This is a genomic window from Klebsiella sp. C360 (genome assembly GCF_048822415.1).
Taxonomy (GTDB): Bacteria; Pseudomonadota; Gammaproteobacteria; order Enterobacterales; family Enterobacteriaceae; genus Klebsiella; species Klebsiella quasipneumoniae.
In genome coordinates, this window is the sequence record NZ_JBMEZZ010000001.1 from 1,091,121 (window position 1) to 1,113,571 (window position 22,451).

Consider the following 22,451-nt stretch of genomic DNA (forward strand, 5'->3'; position numbering starts at 1 on the left):
TTCTTCTCAGCCTAAGGTTCGTTAAAATAAAGCGGGGAAATGCGGTAATATTCCTTACCCGGCCAGACATTGCTCTGCTAAAAAAAGCGTTAGCCCGCGCAATCTTCTCTTTTTCGCAGTAGAGGCCGTATTTCCCATGCACGCATAATATTAAGAAAACTGTCTTTATCCGCTAAATAAACACAGAACAAACCAAAAATAAAACCACAAAATAAAAAGGCCTACCCGGCATCATGAAATATTTTCAGGTTCTTCATGACAAAATAAACTTTTTCTCTGGCGTTTCCGCGATATAACATTGCCGGCATAACTTAGACTTATTTTGTATTTGAGGTGGCGAGGTGCTTCTTGTCATGCTACCGGTCCGCAACCACCTTCATCACAGGATCATAATAACAATGTCGCAGAAGAAAAAATTATTGCCTGCCGCGCTGGGACTGCTTTCCCTTGCCTCGCTGAGCGTCACCGCCGCTGACGCCCTCTCCTTACAGGGAAAAACCATTGGCGTTGCCGTCGTAGGCACCCAGCATTTCTGGGATCGCGAGGCTTTCAAAGGCGCGACAGAAGAAGTGGAGAAACTGGGGGGCAAAGTCATTGGCGTCGATGGCGGCCGGGATAATCAGGTTCATGCCAATAATCACGATATTTTACTGTCACGCAAGGTGGACGCGGTAATTAGTATTCTCGGCGACAGCGCCGTCGAACCCAAATTTAAAGCCTTACGTGATGCCGGCATCCCGGTATTCACCGTGGATCATGTTTCACAATATTCGGTCAACAATTCCACCTCCGATAACTACACTCTGGGCTCCACCATCGGTCGCTACATGGCGGACGAATTAGGCGGCAAAGGTAATGTGGCGGTATTTAACGCGTTCTCCAGCGCGCTGCGTATTTGCGGAATTCGCTACGATCAGTGGAAATATGTCCTTAAGGATTATCCGGATATTCATATTATCCAGCCTGAGCTCGCGGAACAGTTCGCCAACTCGCCGGAAGACGCGCGGAAGAAAACCCTCGAATTACTCAGCCAGTATCCGAAAGGCAAACTGGATGCCATCCATGTCGCCTGCTGGGATCAACCGGCCATCGGCATCGTCCAGGCGCTGGAAGAGACCGGTCGTGATAAGGACGTGAAAGTGACGGCCATCGATGCCGGCCCGGAGACACTGGAGATCATGGCGGAGCCCGGCAGCCCCTTCGTGGCTAACGTCGCGCAGCAGCCGCATCTGATCGGCCAGACCTCCGCCGATAACGTGGCCCGCTACTTTGCCGGTCAGAAACTGCCGGTGCAAACCTTTATCCCGGTCATACCGGTGAAAGGTCCGCAGGAAGCGAAAGCGGTGTATAAACAGTTGGGATACGGCGAACTGCAGTGATAAATCAACACCCTGGCGGGGAGCGCCCCGCCGCGGGTCTGGTCATGGACCAGATCGGCAAACGTTTTGCCAGCGTAACGGCGCTTAATGCGGTTACCCTGCGCCTCAATCCGGGGGAAATTCATGGCCTGATTGGCGAGAACGGCGCCGGTAAATCGACGCTGATCAAAATCCTCGCCGGCGTCTATCAGGCCGACAGCGGTAGCGCGACCCTCGACGGCCGCCCGCTGCCCCTCGGCAACCCGGCAGCCATCGAAGCCGCCGGCATCCGCGTGATCCACCAGGAGCTCAACCTGATCCCGCACTTTACCGTCGCGGAATCGGTGTTTCTGGGTCAGGAGTATCGCACCCGCTGGGGGGCGCTGGATCGCCGACGGATGAGGGCCGCCACGGCGCAATTTTTCCAGCAAAACTGGCAGCTGGCGATCGACCCCGAACGTCTGGTGCGGGATCTGAGCCTGGCCGAGCGCAAGCTGGTGCAAATCGCCCGCGCGCTGATCGACGGCGCGGCGCGGCTGGTGGTGTTCGACGAGCCCACCGCCCCCCTCGAGGCCCAGGAGGCCAGTCTGGTCTCCTCCGCCATTCTGCGCCTGCGCGACCAGGGCATTGCCATTCTGTATATTTCCCACTACCTCAATGAGATAGCCACCCTCTGCGACCGCGGCACCGTGCTGCGCAACGGGGAAGTGGTCGGCTACCCGGACCGCGACCTGCTGCAGAATACCGAGGCGCTGATCGCCATGATGGTCGGCCGGGAAATCGACCAGCTGTATACCCCGCGCCAGCGCCCGGCGGCAGACAACGGGGCGGCTCCATTACTCTCGGTGCGCCAGCTGAGCGACGGACGGCAGCTACAGGACCTCTCTTTTGATATTCACCCGGGGGAGATCGTCGGCGTCGCCGGCCTGCTCGGCGCCGGGCGCGATGTGCTGGTCGACTTACTCTACGGCTTACGCCCGGCGGAGCGCGGTACGATCCACCTCGACGGCCAGCCGCGACGTATCCGTACGCCAAAGCAGGCGATCCGCGCCGGAATGGCGCTGGTCCCGCGTGACCGCCGTCATCAGGGGCTGATCCTGCCTTTCACCACCGCTGACAACATTAATCTCGCCTCGCTGCCGGAGACCGCCACCTTTGGCTGGGAGCGGCGGGGGCTTGCCGAGCAGAAAGCGCGCGACTGGATAGCGCAGCTGGCGATCCGCCCGGGACGCCCGGCCCTGCCGGTACGCTACATGAGCGGCGGCAACCAGCAAAAAGCGATCCTCGCCCGCTGGCTCGGCACCGATGCCCGGCTGTTTATTCTCGATGAACCCACCCTTGGGGTTGATATCGGCGCCCGCCGCGATATTTATCAACGTACGCGCCAGCTGGCCGATCAAGGACGGGCGGTGCTGGTCTCCTCCAGCGACGCCACCGAATTACTCGGACTATGCGACCGGATCCTCGTCCTCTGGCGCGGCGCGCTGGCGGCCAATCTGCCCACCCGCGGGCTGACCCTCGACGCCCTGCTGGTGGCGATCAATGGCGGACAGGAGCCTTCACCATGAGTACCGCTATCCAGCGTCGCAGCCGTCCGGGCCTGGCGACGCTTATTGAAAAATTCCCCCTGATCCTGTTTCTGGCGCTGCTGGTGTGGCTGAGCGTGCAGTCGCCCTACTTCCTCAGCTGGCAAAATATCAGCCTGATGCTGGTCCAGAGCGTACCGCTGGCGATCCTCTGTTTCGGCCTGGTCTGCGTCATCGCCGTTGGCGGAGATGACGTGGTCTCCGGCGGCATCGACCTCTCCCTGCCGGCGACCGCGGTGCTCGGCGTCGCGCTGCTCAGCCTTGGGCTGGCCGAATGGCAGACGCCGTATCTCCTGCTGCTGGCGCTGCTGGCGGCGGTTTGCCTGCTCTGCGGGGCGATCAACGGCTTCCTGGTGCTGGCGGCCGGCCTGCCGCCGCTGCTGGCCACCCTCTCGACCTCGGTGGCGTTTACCGGCCTGACGGATCTGTTGACCGGCCAGCGGCGCATCGCGGTCAGCGATCCGCTGATGGTCGCCTTTCGCGATAACAGTGTGCTGGGCCTGCCCTGGCCGCTGGTCTATCTGCTGGGGGTGTTTATCCTGTTCCAGTTCCTGCTCCATCACTCCCGCTTCGGTCAGCATGTGCAGGCGGTGGGCGGCAATCGCGATATGGCGCAGATGAGCGGCCTGAACGTGCGCCGCTTAACCCTGCTGGTCTGGCTGTTAGCGGGCATCGCCGCCGGGCTGGCTATTCTGCCGCTGCTCAGCCAGGGCTCCGGCAGCTCCAGCGGAACGGCCACGCCGCTGCTGCTGGAAACCGTGCTGGCGACCTTTATCGGCGCCGCCTTCTCGCGTCGTCGGGTGGTCACCATCTGGGGCGCGCTGCTGGGGGCGATTCTGGTTAACGCCCTCTCTAACGGGCTCGGCCTGCTGGGGGTCAATATCTTCTGGATGGGCGCCATTAAAGGCGGCCTGATCCTGGTGGTGCTGGCGGCATCGGCGGTCAGACACAAAGGAGGCGAGGCATGAGCCAAATCACCCTGAAAACCCCAGCGCCTGCGGAACAGACGGTCAGCAGCCCGCTGGCCTGGCTGTCGCGGGCCGGATTCGGCGTCATCACCCTGCTGGCCATTGTCCTGTTCGGCTGGGCGAATCCGGTATTTTTAACCGTGGATAACTGGGCCAACCTGCTGCAGGGCAGCGCGATCCTGCTGATTGTGGCGATGGCGATGACCTTGATCGTCAGCGCGGGCGCGATTGACCTGTCGGTAGGCGTCGCGCTCGATTTTGGCGCCGCCTTCGCCCTCGTCGCCCTGAAAACCTGGCATCTGCCGTGGCAGGCGGCGGTGGGCTGCGCCCTGCTCGGCGGGGTGCTGATTGGCCTGCTCAATGCTTTTCTGATCCTCATCTGCCGGATCCGCCCCTTCCTCGCCACCCTTGGCACCTGGTTTATCGCCAGCAGCGCCGAACGCATCTATACCGATGGCGGCGGCGCGATAGCCTATCGGCGGATGGCCCCCGAGTATCACGACCTGGCGGTGGGTAACCTTGGCGGCATCCCCACGCCGGTCGCGATCGTGCTGGCGCTGTGGCTGGCGGCCTGGCTGGTCACCGAGCGTACCCTGTGGGGCAAATATATCCGCGCCATCGGTCAGAACAGCGAAGCGGCGCGCATCGCCGGGATCCGCGATCGCCTGACCATGCTCGGCGTGCTGGTGGCCGCCTCGGCCCTCTGCGCCATCGGCGGGGTGATCCTCTCCGCCAACCTGCGGCAATTTACCCCGCTGGCCGGGCAGTCTTATCTGATGGACGCCATTGCGGCGGTGTTTATCGGCACCGCCTTTAACCGTCTGGGCCGGGTCAGCATCGCCGGCACGCTGGGCGGCGTGCTGTTCCTCGCCATTATTGATAATGGTCTGAATCTGATGGGGCTCAATTATCTGGTGAAGGACGCGCTGGTCGGGGTGATTCTGGTGGTGGCCCTCGCCCTATCCTTCTGGCAGGCGCGCCTGCGCCAAACGCATCGCTAAACGGGAGAACGATGGCAACCTTTGACGCCGTGTTTGTCGGCCTGACTATTCTGGATATCGCCGGGCGCCCGGTGGTGGCGATCCCGCCGCGCGGCGGCGTCGCCTTTATTGAGCAAATTCGCCTCAACCCCGCCGGCACCGCCGCGGGGGCCAATATTAACGCCGCGAAGCTCGGGATCCGCACCGCAGCGGTGGCCTGCCTGGGCGAAGATGAAAAAGCCGACTTTATCCTCGCCAGCTATGCCCGGCTGGGCATCGACTGCTCGCTTATCCAGCGCACCGCGCTGAAGGAGACCTCGGCGACGATCCTGCCGATTCGCCCCAACGGCGAACGTCCGGCCCTGCACTGCCGGGGCGCGTCTGACGCCCTGTTCGTCAGTGAGGCGGAATTTGACGCCGTCCTTGACTGTCGCTTCCTGCATCACGGCGGGACCGGACTGCTGGCGGCAATGGACCAGGGACAGAGCGCGCGGCTGTTGCAGGCGGCCAAAGCGCGCGGGGTCACCACCAGCTTTGATCTTATCGCCCCGAATGAACACACCCTGGAACTGCTGCGGCCCCTGCTGCCGTCGGTGGATTATTTCATGCCTTCCCTGGAGGAAGCCGCCTTTCTCTCCGGGGAGACGCAGCCGGAGGCCATCGCCCGCTTTTTCTTTGCGCTGGGCGTGGGCACCTGCATTCTGAAAGACGGCGAGAACGGCTCCTGGCTTATCGGCCGCGATGGCGTGCTGGAGCATATTGCGCCGTGGCCGGTCGAGGCGGTGGATACCACCGGCTGCGGCGACAGCTACTGCGGCGGGTTTATAGCCGCGCTGGCGCGCGGACTCAGCGTGAAAGCAGCGTGCGACGTCGCCTCGGCGGTGGCCGCGCTGGTGGCGACCGGGATGGGATCGGATGCCGGGGTGGTGGACTGGGAACAGACCCAGGCTTTTATGGCGGCCCATCGCCCCTGACGCTGGACCCGCGCCGCCGCAGGCGCGGCGGCGCTAGCGGCTTAACGCCACTGGTACAGCAGCGGCTCTCCGGCGACATAGCGCTGAAGATCGGCGGCAATCATCGCCGTGTGTTTGGCGATACTCTCCCGGGTAGCCCCGGCGATATGCGGCGTAATAATCACGTTATCAAACTCGGTGACAAATGGGTGATCGCGCCACAGCGGTTCTCGGTGATACACGTCCAGCGCCGCGCCGCCCAGCGGGCCGTGACGCAGGGCATCAATCAGCGCCGCTTCGTCGACCACCGCCGCGCGGGAGGTATTGATCAGCAGCGCGCCGGGCTTCATGCTGTTTAACAGCGCCGCATTCACCAGCCCGTCGCTGTGCGGTCCGCTGCTCAGATGCAGGCTGACGATATCCGCGTCGCGGAACAGCGCCTCGAGGGTCGTTTTCTGTAGCCCTGGCTCATTGATATCCTCTGCGGCGACGAACGGATCCACCACCCGCACCGCCATGCCGAACGCCCGGGCGATACGCGCCACCCGGCGGCCAATGTTGCCATAGCCCACCAGCCCCAACGTTTTATTGCGCAGTTCACTGCCCTTAAACACTTCATAGGGGCTTTCCGGGCTCACGTCCCAGACCACATCTCGCCGCAGGCCCTGCTGGGTGGCGGCGGCGGCATTATCAGCCTGCGTGAACTCCCCCCGCTTCAGCGCCGCATGGGATTGCGGAATGTGGCGCGCCAGGCTGAGCATCAGGCCAAGCGTCAGCTCCGCGGCGGCATCGGCATTGCGCCCCGGGGTGTAGAGCACCCGGATGCCGCGCGCCTGCGCGGCCTGGGTATCAATATTCACCGGATTGGCGCGGGTACAGGCGATCACCTGCAGGCGCGGACAGGCGGCCATCACCGCGTCCGTCACTTCATCATAGCTGGTCACCAGCACCTCGGCGTCGTGGGCCAGCTCAATCAGCTGGCCGGCGCTGAGTTTCGGTTTGCCCAGCGCCCATCCCTCCACCAGCAGCTCGCCCAGCTGGTGGAAGGCGCTAAGGTCGCCAGCATGCTCGGCGGTAAAAACGATTTTCATGGTTGTACTTCCTGAGAAAGATGTTGAAGAGCGGCCTGCCTGGCCTGCCATACCGGCAGCATCTGCTCGCGCAGCAGGCGATAAACGGGATACAGCGCCGCATAGCGGGCATGCGCCTGAGGGCGCGGCTGATAGCGGGTCTGCGCCAGCGGAGGCGTCTCGGCCAGCGCAGCGACGCTGCGGGCCGCCAGAATCGCCGCCCCGCGCGCGCTCAGTTCGTTAAAGGCGCTGGAGACCACCGTGCGCCCGGTACAGTCGGCGATAATCTGCAGCCAGGTGGCCGAGGCGGCGCCGCCGCCGGTCAGATACAGCTCGCCGCCCTGCGGATAACCCTGCAGCGCATCGACAATGGCGAAGGCCAGGCCTTCAAACACCGCGCGCTGCAGTTCGGCGCGGGTGGTGTGCGGGCTAATGCCGATAAAGCCGGCCCGCGCGTCGGGACTGTAAAACGGCGCGCGTTCGCCATTGAGGTACGGCTGCCAGAAGACGCCGCCGCTGCCCGGCTCCACGTCCGCGATCGCCTGCTCCAGCCGACCCAGATCGGCGTCCAGCGAAATATGCTGCTGCAGCCAGTCAATGTTTGGCGTACCGGCCTGCATCGGAAACAGCGAGATCACCTGTCCGGCTTCGGTATGGGTGACAAAGCGCGTCGCCTCGTTCACCGTCTGCGGGCCGCGGCAGACGATCCCGGTGCAGCAGGTGGTGCCGAGGATCGTGTAGATGTCCCCTTCGTTGACCGCGCCGCAGCCCAGCGCGGCGCTGCAGACATCCAGCGCCCCGGCGGCCACCGGCGTCGCGGCGGGCAGCCCGGTCAGCGCCGCCACCGCGTCGCTCAGCGTGCCGGCCGGAGCATCCGGGGCCAGCAGCGGGGGAAACAGCGGCAGCAGTTCGTCCAGCCCCATCTCGTTCATCACCACCGAGGACCAGCTGCCGCTCTGCTGATTGAGTAACGAGCTGCTGGCGTCCGTCAGCTCCAGCGCCGCCACGCCGGTCAGGCGAAAGCGGATCCAGTCCTTGGCGAAAAACAGATAGCGCGCGGCCGCCAGCCGCTCCGGCTGATACTGTTTCAGCCAGTACAGCTGCAGGCTGGTATTGCAGGGCTGCAGGTGGGTGCCGGTATCGGCGAAATAGCGCCGGTCAAAGCCGGGCCGGCGCAGCAGGTCGCTCATCAGCGCGTGGCTGCGGGTATCGCTCCACAGGATCCCCGGGCCCACCGGTTCGCCCTGCTCATCGCTGAGCCAGACTCCCTCCCCTTGCCCGGCGAGGCCGATGGCCCGCAGCCGCCCCGCCTGCAGCGCCGGGTGGCGGGCAATCTGGCGCAGAATAGCCAGCACCGAATGCCACAGCTGGGTCATATCCTGTTCCGCGTAGCCATTGGCCGACAGGCGGGGGGAGGTGTTTTCCGCGGCGCTGGCGCGCGCGGTGAAATGCTGATCAAACAGCACCGCTTTCACCCGGGAGGTGCCGATATCGATACCAAGATAAAAATCCATACCTGCTCCGGCTCAGGGCTCGTAGCGGCGGCGCATCAGCTCGCACTCGAACAGGAACTCCAGCCCTTCCAGTTGTCGGCGGGCCTCCTGAATATCTTTCCCCCAGCAGGTCAGGCCATGTCCGCGCAGCAGAAAGCCGTAGCGCAGCGGGCGGGTTTGCGCATAATCGGCAATCCGCGCCGCCAGGGCGTCAATATCCTGATCGTTATCGAAAATGGCGACCGCAACGGTGTCGAGATGGCTGTACTGCCCGCTGAGGGTTTTCTGCATTTCATACCCCTGCAGCGCCAGCGTGTCGCTTTTTTCGATGCGCGACAGCACGGTGGCGTTGACGGTATGCACATGCAGCACCACGTTGGCCTCCGGGAACAGGCGATAGACCAGCGTGTGCAGGCCGGTCTCGGCCGACGGTTTCCGTCCGGAAGGGGCCTGGTTGGTGGCGATCTCCACCTGCAGGAAATCCTCGGTCGTCAGGCTGCCTTTGTCGCGGCCCGACTCGCTTAGCCAGCACCAGGTGTCATCCTGACGCACCGACATATTGCCGCCGGTCGCCGGCGTCCAGCCTTTCGCGCCGATCCAATGACAGGTGGTAACCAGTTGCGCGAGTCTTTCTTGCCACATAGCAGTTCCTTAGGTTAGCGATGATTTATTTAGCCGTCTAAATGGCTATTTACCCGATACTAACACCGCTAACCGGAGGGAACAATATTTCAGGAAACACACATAAGACAAATGGTTATATCATAAATGCATATTAAATAACCTTTATTCACAGCAATTTAACCAACCGCGGTGAGTCCGCTACGATTCCCTCCTGTCTGGCGCCAAAACGCTGGCGGATTCTGCTGGCTGAAATTCTCCGCCTGCGCCGGAAATGCCGTCGCCGCTCTCCTCTGCCCCCGACTGGTGCAAAACATGGCAGGATGCACACTAAAATGGCATTACTCCCCCTGCACCCTGCAATAACTGTGCATATTGCACACCGCGCGCTATTCCCCGTGCCCGGTTTTTCCTGGCACATCTCTTGCTACTTCCGGCTATCACCGCCCATCTAACCAGCCAGAGGTTCCAGGATGTCAAACAGCAATGATTTTCCCCTCGTCGAAGCGCCCGCCGCCGGACGTAAAGGCGTATTTTCCATCGCCATGGTGTTATTCAGCTTTACCTTTTTCACCGGCACGATGTTCGCCGGCGGTAAACTCGGCGTCTCCTTTTCCATCGTCAATCTGCTGTGGATAGCCTTCATCGGCAACGCCTTGCTGGCCCTGTATGCCGCATCGCTGGGCTGGATCGCCGCGCGCAGCGGCCTGAATACGGTGCTGATGGGCCGCTTCTGCTTCGGCGAGATCGGCAGCAAGCTGGCCGATTTTATCCTTGGCTTTGCCGAGCTGGGCTGGTACGCGTGGGGGACGGCCACGGTCGCTATCTCGCTGGTGAAGATCCTCGCCCTGCCCGAGGCGCTGACCCTGCCGCTGATGGTGCTGTTTGGCATTCTGTTCTGCGTCACCGCGCTGGTGGGCTACAAGGGGCTGGACGCGCTGTCGCGCCTGTCGGTGCCGCTGATGTTCGTGCTGCTGGTGGTCTCCATGTATCTGGCGCTGCGCCACGCCGGCGGCTGGCAGGCGATGACCCGCATTGCGCCAGGCGACGCCATGACCTGGTCGGCGGCCATCACCATGGTCTTTGGCACCTTCGCCAGCGGCGCAACCCAGGCGACAAACTGGACCCGGCTGGCCAACTCCAGCCGTACCGCCATTCTCGCCAGCATGGGCAGCTTCCTCGTCGGCAACGGGCTGATGATCGTCGCCGGCGCCTGGTGCGCTATCGTCTATCAACAGGCCGATATCGTCGAAGTGCTGATCCTGCAGGGGCTGTCGGTGGCCGCGGTGATCATGCTGTGTCTCAATCTACTGACCATCCAGGGCCCCACCATCTATAACGTCTCCGCCGCCGCCTGCCATCTGCTGCGCAGCGAACGTCGCCGCACGCTGACCCTCGCCGCCGCCGGGGTGGGCATTGTGCTGGCCATTGGCGGTATGTACGAAATGCTGATCCCGTTCCTCGTGCTGCTGGGCAGCATTATCCCGCCCATCGGCGGGGTGATCCTCGCCGACTACTGGTTCGCCCGCGGCGGACGCTATCCCCTGCTGCAGAACGCCCGCCTGCCGCGTTTTAACTGGCTGGGACTCGGCGCCTACGCCGCCGGCGCGGTGGTGGCTTATCTGTCGCCGTGGATCGCGCCGCTGGTGGGGATCACCGTCTCCGCGCTGGTCTATATCGCCCTGACCCTGCTAAGCAAGCGTCAGCCTGCCGCCGTCGCGGAGCAGGAGCCATGAGCCTGACGGTCAGCGAACTGCTGGCCCTTGAGGGACTCTCCGCCCTGCGTCTGCGGGCGGGAAAGCAAGGGCTGCAGCGGGCGGTACGCTGGTACTACGTAGCGGAAAATGAGCATATCGCCGAGTGGATCATGGGCGGCGAGCTGGTCTTTATCACCGGCATCAACCATCCCCGGGATGAAGCCAACCTGATCCAGCTGCTGATGGAGGGCAAACAGCGCGGCATCGCCGGGATGGTGATCCTCACCGGCGAGGCCTATATCCACGCCATTCCCGCCACGCTGATCGCCCTTGCCGACGAGCTGGGCATTCCGCTGATCGAGCAGCCCTACCTGCTGAAGATGGTGATTGTCACCGAGCGGGTCGGCACCGCGCTGGTCCGCAGCGAAAGCGCCCTGCAGTCGCAGCGCGACATCCTGATGCAGCTGGTCACTGGCGACTATCCGGACCTGCAGATGCTCCACCAGCGCGCCCTCCACCAGCAGCTCGATTTTACCCGCCCGCTGCGGCTGGCGGCGTTGCGCCTGGAGGGACTGTCCCGCCTGTTTCGCCAGTTTCCGCCCGAACAGGCCGAAGCCTGGCTGCAGCAGGCCCACCGCAGCGTGCGCCAGCAGCTGCAGCTGCAGCTCAACCAGCAGGGCAACCCCTTCCCGCTGCTGGAGCGCAGCAACATGTTCCTTTTCCTGCTGCCGGATGAGGAGGGGGAAGGCTTTCAGCAGAAAAAGTGGCTACAGCAGTGGCTGCAGACGCTGGCGGAGGGGGAAGAGAGTTTGTCGCTGCTCTGCGGCCTTTCCGCGCCGGTCAGGCAGCTGCAGGGCTACCCGCGGGCGCTGTCGCAGGCGCGACAGGCGCTGGATCTTTGCGATACCCTGCGGCCGACCCAGCGGATCAGCGACTATCAGCAGCTGGGGTTTATCAAACTGCTGTCCGCGGTCAGCGACCCGGCGCTGCTCAACGATTTTATGCACGACACCCTGGGCTGCCTGATCGAGCCGGGCCGTAAAGCGCCGTGGCTGCTGCTGGAGACCCTCGAGACGCTGCAGCAGGAGAACGGCAACGTGGTGCGGGCCGCCGACCGGCTGGGTCTCCATCGCAACACCCTGCATCAGCGCATCCAGCGTATTGAAAAACTGACCGGCTACCCGGTCAGCCACCCTCAGTTTCATCTCAACGCCTCGGTCGCGCTGGTGATCTGGCGTTTATCGCAAAACCATTTACAGGACCAACCATGAAAATTGTTAACGCCCGCCTGCGCCGCCAGGAGGCGCTGTTTACCCTTGAGCTGCAGGACGGCCTGATTCAGCGCATGACCGCCCAAACCGCGATGCAGACCGCCGACGCCGGCGATATCGACGCCCAGGGCCGGCTGGCGATCCCCCCCTTCGTCGAGCCGCATATTCATCTTGACGCCACCCTCACCGCGGGCGAGCCGGAGTGGAACCGCAGCGGCACCCTGTTTGAAGGCATCACCCGCTGGAGCCAGCGCAAAGCGAGCATCACCCCGGAGGACACCCGCCAGCGGGCGCTGAAAACCATCGGCATGCTGCGCGATTTCGGCGTCCAGCACGTCCGGACCCATGTGGATGTCACCGACCCGTCGCTGTCGGCCCTGCAGGCGCTGCTGGCGGTGAAAAAAGAGGCCGCCGATCTCATCGATCTGCAGATTGTCGCCTTTCCGCAGGAGGGGATTGAATCCTACCCCGACGGTCGGGGGCTGATGACGCGCGCCATCGAGATGGGCGCCGACGTGGTGGGCGGTATTCCGCACTATGAAAACACCCGCGACAAAGGGGTCAGTTCGGTGATGTTTTTGATGGACCTCGCCCAGCGCTATGGCCGCCTGGTGGATGTCCACTGCGATGAAATCGACGATCCGCAGTCGCGTTTCCTCGAAGTGCTGGCGGAAGAGGCCCGGGTGCGCGGTATGGGGGCGCAGGTCACCGCCAGCCACACCTGCGCGATGGGCTCTTATGACAACGCCTACTGTTCGAAGCTGTTTCGCCTGCTGAAAGCCTCGGGGATCAACTTTATCTCCTGCCCGACCGAAAGCATTCATCTGCAGGGCCGGTTTGACAGCTGGCCGAAACGGCGCGGCGTCACCCGGGTGGCGGAGCTGGATCGCGCCGGCATCAACGTCTGCTTTGCTCAGGACTCGATTCAGGATCCGTGGTATCCGCTGGGGAACGGCAATATCCTGCGCATTCTGGATGCCGGACTGCACATCTGCCATATGCTCGGCTATGACGATCTGCAGCGCTGCCTTGACTTCGTCACCGACAACAGCGCCCGGGCGCTCTGTCTGGGCGATAACTACGGCCTCGCCGAAGGCCGCCCGGCCAACCTGCTGATCCTCGATGCGGAAAACGACTACGAGGCCGTCCGCCGCCAGGCGCGGGTGCTAACCTCCATTCGCCACGGTAAGGTGATTTTACAACGTGAGGTGGAGCACATCCGCTACCCGGCATAAGGCGCAAGGCGCTGCGCGTCGGCGCCTTTCTGTGATACCTTTTCAGGCAGTGTGCGTGACCGACGCCCGACCGGGCGTCGGCTTCCTGGAAAACAGACGGCGCGAAACGACGATGAGCGATAAAAAATGGATTAAGGCCGAGGATGTGGCCAGACTGGCCGGCGTCTCGCGCTCGGCGGTCTCCCGGACCTTCACCCCCGGCGCCTCGGTGTCGGAGAAGACCCGGCAGAAGGTGCTGAGCGCCGCGGAAGCTCTGGGCTATCAGGTGAATATCATCGCCCGGACGATGATCACCGGCAGCAGTAATTTTATCGGCATCGTCACCGCCGGTTTCGACAACCCGTTTCGCAGCAAACTGCTGGCGCCGCTGGTCCATCAGCTGGCGCTCAACGGCTTTATGCCGCTGCTGATGAACGCTGACGATCCGCAGCAGCTCGCCCCTTCGCTTAAACAGCTGCTGAGCTACCACGTCGCCGGCGTGATCATCACCTCCGGCGCGCCGCCGCTGTCGCTGGCGGAAGAGTACCTGGCGCGCAAGATCCCCGTCACCCTGATCAACCGTCATGCGGACCTCGCCGGCTGCGACCGGGTGTGCAGCGATAACGCCCAAGGGGCGAAGCTGGTGGCGGGCTTGTTCAGTCGTCGAGGCTGGCGGCAGGTTGGCTTTATTGGCGAAAATCGCGAGAACTTCAGCACCCGCCAGCGTTATGACGCTTTCATCGCTCAGACGTCGGGCATGACGGTAACCAGCCGCTTCTGCGACGGCGGCGGTTATCAGGCCGGCCACCAGGCCGCCAGAGAATTAGTTGCTGAAAACCCCGGGGTGCAGGCCCTGTTCTGCGCCACCGATATGCTGGCGCTGGGCGCCCTGGACGGCCTGCGGGACGCCCCCGCCGCCGCCCCGCTACCGGCCATCGTCGGCTTTGACGATATCCCGCAGGCGGACTGGCGCCCCTATCAGCTCACCACCGTTCAACAGAATACCGCCCTGCTGGCCCACCACGCGGTGGATCTGTTGATGACGCGGATCGCCCGCTTCAGCCTGCCCTCGCGCCATCGCGAAGTGCCGGTGAAACTAATTATTCGTCAAAGCGCGAAATGAAAAAATCATTTTATGCTGGATCGATCACAGAATCTTCTGTGAAACCCGGCCACACTCATTCGGCCCTTCGGGGCTGTTTTTTTCACGCAAAATGCACACGTGTGCAAAATAGGGAGTCACTATGCAATCTCAGGAATCAGAAGCGCTACAGGCCCGCTACCGCCTGGCCTGCGAGCTGGCGAAAGCGGGGGCTGAGCTGGCGTTTGAATACTATCAACAACGCGAAGCGCTGACCGTCGACCATAAGGGCGACGATCTGCAGGATGTGGTCAGCGTGGCCGATAAGCGGGTGGAGGCCTTTGTGAAACAGCGCATTCAGAGCGCGTTTCCGGAGGATGGCTTTCTCGGCGAAGAGAGCGGCGCCCGCCTGTCCGACGCGCGGGTGCTGTGGGTGGTCGACCCCATCGATGGCACCAGCTGTTTCCTCAACGGCCTGCACACCTGGTGCCTGTCGCTGGCGATCGTCGCCGACGGCGAACCGGTCATCGGCGTGGTCTATGACCCTAACCATCGCGAGCTGTTTCACGCCCTGCGGGGCCATGGCGCCTGGCTCAACGACGCCCCGATCCGTCCGCACCCCGCGACGACGGTCAGGGAGGGGGTGATGGGCGTCGGCACCTCGCATCGCGTCACCCCGGCGGACTTTCTGCCGTTTCTGCAGGCGCTGCTCAGCGACGGCGGCATGTTTATCCGCAACGGCTCCGGCGCGCTGATGAGCGCCTGGGCGGCGGCAGGCCGGTTGATTGGCTACTACGAGCCGCACATGAACCCGTGGGACGCCCTGCCGGGGCTGGTGCTGATGCGCGAAGCGGGCGGCGCCAGCAACGATTTTCTGGCGCAGGAGGGGCTCCAGCGCGGCAACCCGCTGCTGCTGGCCAGCCAGACGCTCTACCCGCAGCTGAAAAAGATGATCCTACAACCATTAAATTAACCCTTACGGGTCAGGCTATTTCTGATTATGTACTCTACACAGTAACGATAACTTCATTCACGGACGAACCACATCAATCAGTCAGGCCTCCGACCTGCGGAGAACCACCTATGTCTGGAATTATCGCTTTTTTCCGGGCGTCGCCGCCGAAAGCGGGCGCCGCGTTTGATGAACACCGTTTTCGCCGGGTGCGCTGGCAAACCTTTATCGCCATGACCCTGGCCTACGTCACCTTTTACGTCTGCCGGTTATCGTTCACCGTCGCCAAAAGCGCGCTGGTGGAGCTGGGGATCACCCCGACGGAGCTCGGCATGATCGGCTCCACCCTGTTCTTCAGCTACGCCATCGGCAAACTGGTCAACGGCTTTATCGCCGATCACGCCAACGTGGTGCGCTATATGAGCCTCGGTTTATTGCTCAGCGCCGGAATGAACCTGATGATGGGGATGACCACCAACGCCCTGCTGCTGGCCATCTTCTGGGGGATCAACGGCTGGGCGCAGTCGATGGGCGTCGGCCCCTGCGCGGTCTCGCTGGCGCGCTGGTACGGCGTTAAGGAGCGCGGCACCTTCTATGGCATCTGGTCGACGGCGCATAATATCGGCGAGGCCGTCACCTATATGGTGATCGCCGCGGTGATCGCCGGGTTTGGCTGGCAGATGGGCTACCTGTCCACCGCCGCGCTCGGCGCCGCCGGCGTGGTGCTGCTGGTGCTGTTCATGCACGATTCGCCGCAGAGCAGCGGCTTCCCGTCCATCAACGTCATCCGCGATGAACCGCAGGAGGAGACCGAAGCCCGCGGCTCGGTGTTTAAAAACCAGCTGCTGGCGCTGCGCAACCCGGCGCTGTGGACCCTCGCCCTCGCCTCCGCCTTTATGTACATCGACCGCTACGCCGTCAACTCCTGGGGGATCTTCTTTCTGGAGCAGGATAAAGCCTACTCCACGCTGGAGGCGTCCGGGATTATTGGCGTCAACGCCATCGCCGGCATCGCCGGGACCATCATCGCCGGCATGCTCTCCGACCGCTTTTTCCCGCGCAACCGCAGCGTGATGGCCGGGTTTATCAGCCTGCTGAACACCGCCGGCTTCGCCCTGATGCTCTGGTCGCCGCACAGTTATTACACTGATATTCTGGCGATGATTATCTTCGGAGCAACCATTGGCGCTCTGACCTGCTTCCTCGGCGGGCTGATCGCCGTCGATATCTCCTCGCGCAAAGCGGCGGGGGCCGCGCTCGGCACCATCGGCATCGCCAGCTACGCCGGCGCCGGCCTGGGCGAGTTTCTCACCGGGATCATTATTGATAAAACGGCTATCCTTGAGAACGGCAAAACGCTGTATGATTTCAGCACGTTGGCGCTGTTCTGGGTGGGTACCGGTCTGGGTTCCGCGCTACTCTGTTTTACCACTGCCGCCATCGTCGCCCGGCGCCATGCCGTCGAACGGCAGACCTCGTTCTCCTCATAACCGATTAACGAATTAAGGAAGAAGATATGATGCCTGCAAGACATCAGGGGCTGTTACGCCTGTTTATCGCCTGCGCGCTGCCGCTGCTGGCGCTGCAATCTGCCGCCGCCGCGGACTGGCAGCTGGAGAAAGTGGTGGAGCTTAGCCGCCACGGGATTCGTCCGCCGACGGCCGGCAACCGGGAAGCCATCGAGGCCGCCACCGGACGACCGTGGACCGAGTGGACCACCCATGACGGCGAGCTCACCGGTCATGGCTATGCCGCCGTGGTCAATAAAGGGCGTGAGGAAGGCCAGCACTATCGCCAGCTTGGCCTGCTGCAGGCGGGATGCCCGACGGCGGAGTCGATTTACGTGCGCGCCAGCCCGCTGCAGCGGACGCGGGCGACCGCCCAGGCGCTGGTGGATGGCGCCTTCCCCGGCTGCGGCGTCGCTATCCATTACGTCAGCGGGGACGCCGATCCGCTGTTTCAGACCGACAAATTCGCCGCCACGCAAACCGACCCCGCCCGCCAGCTGGCGGCGGTAAAAGAGAAGGCCGGGGATCTGGCGCAGCGTCGGCAGGCGCTGGCGCCGGCCATCCAGCTTTTGAAACAGGCGGTTTGTCAGGCCGATAAGCCCTGCCCGGTCTTCGACACCCCGTGGCAGGTCGAGCAGAGCAAAAGCGGGAAAACCACCATTAGCGGACTGAGCGTGATGGCCAATATGGTGGAGACGCTGCGTCTCGGCTGGAGTGAAAACCTGCCTCTCAGCCAGCTGGCGTGGGGCAAGATCGCCCAGGCCAGTCAGATCACCGCCCTGCTGCCGCTGTTAACGGAAAACTACGATCTGAGCAACGATGTGCTGTATACCGCGCAAAAACGCGGGTCGGTGCTGCTCAACGCCATGCTCGACGGCGTCAAACCAGAGGCGAATCCGAACGTACGCTGGCTGCTGCTGGTGGCCCATGACACCAATATCGCCATGGTGCGCACGCTGATGAACTTTAGCTGGCAGCTGCCGGGCTACAGCCGGGGAAATATCCCGCCGGGTAGTAGCCTGGTGCTGGAGCGCTGGCGCGACGCGAAGAGCGGGGAACGCTATCTGCGGGTCTATTTCCAGGCGCAAGGCCTCGACGACCTGCGTCGTCTGCAGACGCCGGACGCGCAGCACCCGATGCTGCGTCAGGAGTGGCGTCAGCCGGGCTGCCGTCAGACCGACGTCGGTACGCTGTGTCCCTTCCAGGCGGCTATCACTGCGCTGGGTCAGCGTATCGACCGGCCCTCCGCCCCGGTGGTAGCGATGGTCCTGCCGTAGCGGCCTGGCGATTGCCCGGGCCCGGGAAACCGTTTTTCCAGGCCCGGCACAGGGTCCGCTATCCGTGGTCCGCCGCAAACGCCCCGGCGGCAACTTGCGCCGGGGTGACCACCCCGCTGTCCAGCACCCAGCCGCTAATCAGCCCGGCAGGCGTGACGTCGAACGCCGGATTGTAAACGGCGGCCCCGGTCGGCGCCCACTGTACCGCGCCAAAGCTGCCCGCCACCCCGGTCACTTCCGCCGCGGCGCGCTGCTCAATGGGGATGGCCGCCCCGTTCGGGCAATGGCGATCGAGGGTCGTCTGCGGCGCAGCGACGTAAAACGGGATCTGGTGATAATGGGCCAATACCGCCAGCGAATAGGTGCCGATTTTATTCGCCACATCGCCGTTGGCGGCGATGCGGTCGGCACCGACCCACACCGCAACCACCTGCCCCTGCGCCATCAGGCTGGCGGCCATTGAATCGGTGATCAGCTGATAGGGCACGCCCAGCTCACCCAGCTCCCACGCGGTTAAACGTCCGCCCTGCAGCAGCGGCCGGGTTTCATCGACCCACACGCTGGCCACCTTTCCCTGCCGGTGCGCCAGCGCGATAACGCCCAGGGCGGTCCCCACCCCGGCGGTCGCCAGGCCACCGGTGTTGCAGTGGGTCAGCAGACGGCTACCGGGCTTCACCAGCGCACTGCCTGCCTCAGCGATGCGGTCGCACAGCTGTTTATCTTCTTCGACCAGACGCAGGGCTTCCGCTTCCAGCGCCTGCGGGTAATCCTCCCGGGCCAGCGCCTGCTTCATGCGATCCAGATTATTCATCAGGTTGACCGCCGTCGGCCGCGCCGCGCGCAGCGTCTCCAGCGCCTGCTGGAGTTCATCCCGGCTCAGGCCGCGCTGGGCCAGCAGGGCCAGCAGCAGGCTGGCGGACAGGCCAATCAACGGCGCGCCGCGCACCCGCAGGGCGTGAATATGGTCCACCAGCAGCGCAACGTTATCCGCCGCCAGCCAGCGTTTTTCCTGCGGCAAGGCCTGCTGGTCGAGAATAAAAAGCTGATTTTCACTCACCCGCAGGCTGGTGGTCTGTAATGTCTGCATGTCGTTAAATCCCTGTTGCGTTGTTGTATCACATTGTGTCAGGATGAAATCCAGAAGTATAGACGTCTGAACGGCTTAATCAGAATTCGAGGATCGAGGCAATGTCGCAATACCATACCTTCACCGCCCACGACGCCGTGGCTTACGCGCAGCAGTTCGCCGGCATCGACAACCCATCTGAGCTGGTCAGCGCGCAGGAAGTGGGCGATGGCAACCTCAATCTGGTGTTTAAAGTGTTCGATCGCCAGGGCGTCAGCCGGGCGATCGTCAAACAGGCCCTGCCCTACGTGCGCTGCGTCGGCGAATCCTGGCCGCTGACCCTTGACCGCGCCCGTCTGGAAGCGCAGACCCTGGTCGCCCACTATCAGCACAGCCCGCAGCACACGGTAAAAATCCATCACTTTGATCCCGAACTGGCGGTGATGGTGATGGAAGATCTTTCTGACCACCGCATCTGGCGCGGGGAGCTTATCGCTAACGTCTACTACCCTCAGGCGGCCCGCCAGCTTGGCGACTATCTGGCGCAGGTGCTGTTTCATACCAGCGATTTCTATCTCCATCCCCACGAGAAAAAGGCGCAGGTGGCGCAGTTTATTAACCCGGCGATGTGCGAGATCACCGAGGATCTGTTCTTTAACGACCCGTATCAGATCCACGCGCGCAATAACTACCCGGCGGAGCTGGAGGCCGATGTCGCCGCCCTGCGCGACGACGCCCAGCTTAAGCTGGCGGTGGCGGCGCTGAAGCACCGTTTCTTTGCCCATGCGGAAGCGCTGCTGCACGGCGATATCCACAGCGGGTCGATTTTCGTTGCCGAAGGCAGCCTGAAGGCCATCGACGCCGAGTTCGGCTACTTCGGCCCCATCGGCTTCGATATCGGCACCGCCATCGGCAACCTGCTGCTGAACTACTGCGGCCTGCCGGGCCAGCTCGGCATTCGCGACGCCGCCGCCGCACGCGAGCAGCGGCTGAACGACATCCACCAGCTGTGGACCACCTTTGCCGAGCGCTTCCAGGCGCTGGCGGCGGAGAAAACCCGCGACGCGGCGCTGGCTTACCCCGGCTACGCCTCCGCCTTTCTGAAAAAGGTCTGGGCGGACGCGGTCGGCTTCTGCGGCAGCGAACTGATCCGCCGCAGCGTCGGGCTGTCGCACGTCGCGGATATCGACACTATCCAGGATGACGCTATGCGGCATGAGTGCCTGCGCCACGCCATTACCCTGGGCAAAGCGCTGATCGTATTGGCCGAGCGTATCGACAGCATCGACGAGCTGCTGGCGCGGGTGCGCCAGTACAGCTGAGCGCGGCCTGTTGCCCTCACCCCAGCCCTCTGCCACAGGGAGAGGGAGCAAAGCCTAAAAAAGTGCAATCTTCTGGGATTGCCCGGCGGCGCTGCGCTTGCGCGGGCCTACAGATAATGGCATAACGGTTTGATCTTGCAGTCTTTCGCAGGCCGGGTAAGGCGAAAGCCGCCACCCGGCAGACATGCGAGCACAATTTTGCGTTGACCTTGCCCTCACCCCAGACCTCTCCCCTGGGAGAGGGAGCAAACCCTAAAAAGTGCAATCTTCTGGGATTGCCCGGCGGCGCTGCGCTTGCGCGGGCCTACAGATAACCGCATGACGGTTTGATATTACAGTCTTTTGTAGGCCGGGTAAGGCGAAAGCCGCCACCCGGCAGACATGCGAGCACAATAACGAAACAGGTTTGTCATCAGCCAGAAAAAGGCAATTGTCATTGCCTTTTTGCGTTTACCTTGCCCTCACCCCGGCCCTCTCCCCCAGGGAGAGGGAGCAAAGCCTAAAAAGTGCATTCTTCTGGGATTGCCCGGCGGCGCTGCGCTTGCGCGGGCCTACAGATAACCGCATGACGGTTTGATATTGCAGTCTTTCGTAGGCCGGGTAAGGCGAAAGCCGCCACCCGGCAGACATGCGAGCACAATAACGAAACAGGTTTGTCATCAGCGAGAAAAAGGCAATTGTCATTGCCTTTTTGCGTTTACCTTGTCCTCACCCCAGATACTCAATCACCGACAGCCCGCCGTTGTAATCGGTGCTGTAGATAATGCCCTGCGCATCGACAAACACATCGCAGGACTGGATCACCCGCGGGCGGCCGGGACGGGTATCCATCATCCTCTCAGGAGCAGCCGGCACCAGCGCCCCGGTCTCCAGCGGACGATACGGGTTGGAAATATCGTACGCCCGCACGCCGGCATTCTGATAGGTGGCGAAGATAAGCGTTGAGCTGACAAAGCTCCCCGGCCGGTTCTCATGCAGGTTATGCGGCCCGAAGTGCGCCCCTTTCGCCGCATAGTCGATTTCGTCAGGCTGTGGGAAAGTTGAGATACTCACCGGGTTCGCCGGCTCGCGAATATCAAACAGCCAGATCAGCTTCTCGCCGTCCTCCTGATTGTCGAGCACCGCTTCATCCAGCACCACCAGCAGATCGCGATCCGGCAGCGGCAGCGCGGTATGCGTTCCGCCGCCGAACGGCGGGCTCCAGTTGCGATGGCTAATCAGCGTCGGCTGGGTACGGTCTTTGACATCCAGCAGCGTCAGGCCGCCGTCGCGCCAGCTGCCGTAGGCGGTATCCCCGGCAATAATGGCGTGGTGCAGCGCATAGCGTTTACCCTGCGGCCAGTCCGGTGTTTCACCGCCCGCCTGGTGCATCCCCGGCAGCCACCAGCGCCCGGCAACCTGCGGTTTACGCGGATCGGCCAGATCGATGGTCAGGAAGATGTAGTCGGTAAAACCGTCGATCAGCGCGGACACATACGCCCAGCGGCCGCCGACGTACCAGATGCGGTGAATGCCGATACCGCTCAGCGACAGAAAGCCAATTTCACGCGGCTTATCCGGCGTGGAGATATCAAACACGCGCAGCCCGGCGCTCCAGCCTTTGTCCTGCACATCGCTGACCGTGTCACCCACCGAGCGGGTGTAGTACACCTTCTCATCGGCAAAACGGGCGTCGGCAAACAGATCCCGGGCGTTGATCACCAGCAGCAGATCGTCATGCGCCTGGAGGTGCACGTTCCAGGTGCCCGGCGGCGCGGCAATATAGTTGACCGTGCTGGGCCGGGTCGGATCGCGAACATCGACCACGGAAAAACCCTGCGACACCATATGGCCGATATAGGCGAATCCGCGGTGCACCATCAGCTGGACGCCGTCCGGACGACCGCCCTGGTCGCTATGGCCGATCAGCCGCATATTGCGGCTGTATTCTGGGGAAGGTAATGCTGACATAGGGAATTCCTTTCGCCCGGTGGCGCTGCGCTTACCGGGCCTACGGGCGCTGTTGGTTTTCCCCCTCTCCCTGTGGGAAAGGGC

18 protein-coding genes are annotated in these 22,451 nt (G+C 62.9%); 13 read left to right on the plus strand and 5 right to left on the minus strand.

Annotation, left to right across the window (positions count from 1 at the left end; all coding sequences use genetic code 11):
* The first annotated feature begins 398 nt into the window (after positions 1–398).
* Genes ACOI7D_RS05470 through ACOI7D_RS05490 form a run of 5 tightly spaced genes read left to right on the plus strand, consistent with a single transcriptional unit; the run spans position 399 to position 5,866 of the window.
* The gene (locus ACOI7D_RS05470) at positions 399–1,379 is read left to right on the plus strand and encodes a sugar ABC transporter substrate-binding protein (RefSeq protein ID WP_049015310.1); all 981 of its coding nucleotides are present in this window, start codon (positions 399–401) and stop codon (positions 1,377–1,379) included.
* 44 nt (positions 1,380–1,423) lie between these two features.
* Positions 1,424–2,926, plus strand: coding sequence for a sugar ABC transporter ATP-binding protein (locus ACOI7D_RS05475; protein ID WP_074186689.1), 1,503 nt, complete (start codon positions 1,424–1,426; stop codon positions 2,924–2,926).
* Positions 2,923–3,912 (plus strand): ABC transporter permease, encoded by a 990-nt coding sequence (locus ACOI7D_RS05480; RefSeq protein WP_023288811.1) that lies wholly within the window; start codon positions 2,923–2,925, stop codon positions 3,910–3,912. The genes ACOI7D_RS05475 and ACOI7D_RS05480 overlap by 4 nt, the downstream gene beginning before the upstream one ends.
* Positions 3,909–4,913: an ABC transporter permease gene (locus ACOI7D_RS05485; protein WP_109546548.1), complete on the plus strand. Its 1,005-nt coding sequence runs from the start codon at positions 3,909–3,911 to the stop codon at positions 4,911–4,913. The genes ACOI7D_RS05480 and ACOI7D_RS05485 overlap by 4 nt, the downstream gene beginning before the upstream one ends.
* An 11-nt stretch (positions 4,914–4,924) precedes the next feature.
* Positions 4,925–5,866 carry a carbohydrate kinase family protein gene (locus ACOI7D_RS05490; protein WP_044521592.1) on the plus strand — a complete coding sequence of 314 codons (942 nt, stop codon included), beginning with the start codon at positions 4,925–4,927 and terminating at the stop codon, positions 5,864–5,866.
* Between the two features lie 41 nt (positions 5,867–5,907).
* On the opposite strand, the gene ACOI7D_RS05495 is transcribed toward ACOI7D_RS05490, so the two are convergent.
* From ACOI7D_RS05495 to ACOI7D_RS05505, 3 genes are read right to left on the minus strand one after another with little or no spacing between them, the layout of a single operon-like run.
* Entirely contained in the window at positions 5,908–6,936 is a 1,029-nt protein-coding gene (locus ACOI7D_RS05495) for a 2-hydroxyacid dehydrogenase (RefSeq protein WP_023288808.1), read from the minus strand.
* Positions 6,933–8,429 (minus strand): FGGY-family carbohydrate kinase, encoded by a 1,497-nt coding sequence (locus tag ACOI7D_RS05500; RefSeq protein WP_044521590.1) that lies wholly within the window; start codon positions 8,427–8,429, stop codon positions 6,933–6,935. Before ACOI7D_RS05500 ends, ACOI7D_RS05495 begins: the two co-directional genes overlap by 4 nt.
* A gap of 12 nt (positions 8,430–8,441) precedes the next feature.
* On the minus strand, positions 8,442–9,050 hold the full coding sequence (locus ACOI7D_RS05505; RefSeq protein WP_109546549.1) for a methylthioribulose 1-phosphate dehydratase: 609 nt from the start codon (positions 9,048–9,050) through the stop codon (positions 8,442–8,444).
* A gap of 452 nt (positions 9,051–9,502) precedes the next feature.
* Here ACOI7D_RS05505 and codB point away from each other — a divergent pair, with 452 nt between their 5' ends.
* From codB to ACOI7D_RS05540, 7 genes are all read left to right on the plus strand, one after another.
* Complete coding sequence (gene codB, locus ACOI7D_RS05510; RefSeq protein WP_044521587.1) at positions 9,503–10,765, plus strand: cytosine permease; 1,263 nt, start codon at positions 9,503–9,505, stop codon at positions 10,763–10,765.
* Complete coding sequence (locus ACOI7D_RS05515) at positions 10,762–11,997, plus strand: PucR family transcriptional regulator (RefSeq protein ID WP_023288805.1); 1,236 nt, start codon at positions 10,762–10,764, stop codon at positions 11,995–11,997. The genes codB and ACOI7D_RS05515 overlap by 4 nt, the downstream gene beginning before the upstream one ends.
* Positions 11,994–13,232: a cytosine deaminase gene (codA, locus tag ACOI7D_RS05520; protein WP_048297026.1), complete on the plus strand. Its 1,239-nt coding sequence runs from the start codon at positions 11,994–11,996 to the stop codon at positions 13,230–13,232. Before ACOI7D_RS05515 ends, codA begins: the two co-directional genes overlap by 4 nt.
* A 145-nt stretch (positions 13,233–13,377) precedes the next feature.
* Complete coding sequence (locus ACOI7D_RS05525) at positions 13,378–14,334, plus strand: LacI family DNA-binding transcriptional regulator (RefSeq protein WP_072096504.1); 957 nt, start codon at positions 13,378–13,380, stop codon at positions 14,332–14,334.
* 121 nt (positions 14,335–14,455) lie between these two features.
* Positions 14,456–15,265 carry an inositol monophosphatase family protein gene (locus ACOI7D_RS05530; RefSeq protein WP_109546550.1) on the plus strand — a complete coding sequence of 270 codons (810 nt, stop codon included), beginning with the start codon at positions 14,456–14,458 and terminating at the stop codon, positions 15,263–15,265.
* A 110-nt stretch (positions 15,266–15,375) separates the two neighbouring features.
* Positions 15,376–16,734, plus strand: a complete 1,359-nt coding sequence (locus tag ACOI7D_RS05535; protein ID WP_065812448.1) for an MFS transporter — start codon at positions 15,376–15,378, stop codon at positions 16,732–16,734.
* Positions 16,735–16,760: 26 nt separating this feature from the next.
* Positions 16,761–18,029, plus strand: a complete 1,269-nt coding sequence (locus ACOI7D_RS05540; RefSeq protein WP_109546551.1) for a histidine phosphatase family protein — start codon at positions 16,761–16,763, stop codon at positions 18,027–18,029.
* A gap of 58 nt (positions 18,030–18,087) precedes the next feature.
* Here the strand turns inward: ACOI7D_RS05540 and mtnA are convergent, their stop codons facing one another.
* Positions 18,088–19,116, minus strand: a complete 1,029-nt coding sequence (mtnA, locus tag ACOI7D_RS05545) for an S-methyl-5-thioribose-1-phosphate isomerase (RefSeq protein ID WP_109546552.1) — start codon at positions 19,114–19,116, stop codon at positions 18,088–18,090.
* Between the two features lie 101 nt (positions 19,117–19,217).
* On the opposite strand from mtnA, the gene mtnK reads away from it, so the two are divergent.
* Positions 19,218–20,417, plus strand: a complete 1,200-nt coding sequence (mtnK, locus tag ACOI7D_RS05550) for an S-methyl-5-thioribose kinase (protein ID WP_044521578.1) — start codon at positions 19,218–19,220, stop codon at positions 20,415–20,417.
* Between the two features lie 708 nt (positions 20,418–21,125).
* Here mtnK and ACOI7D_RS05555 read toward each other — a convergent pair.
* Complete coding sequence (locus ACOI7D_RS05555; protein WP_065812446.1) at positions 21,126–22,367, minus strand: LVIVD repeat-containing protein; 1,242 nt, start codon at positions 22,365–22,367, stop codon at positions 21,126–21,128.
* Positions 22,368–22,451 lie beyond the last annotated feature (84 nt).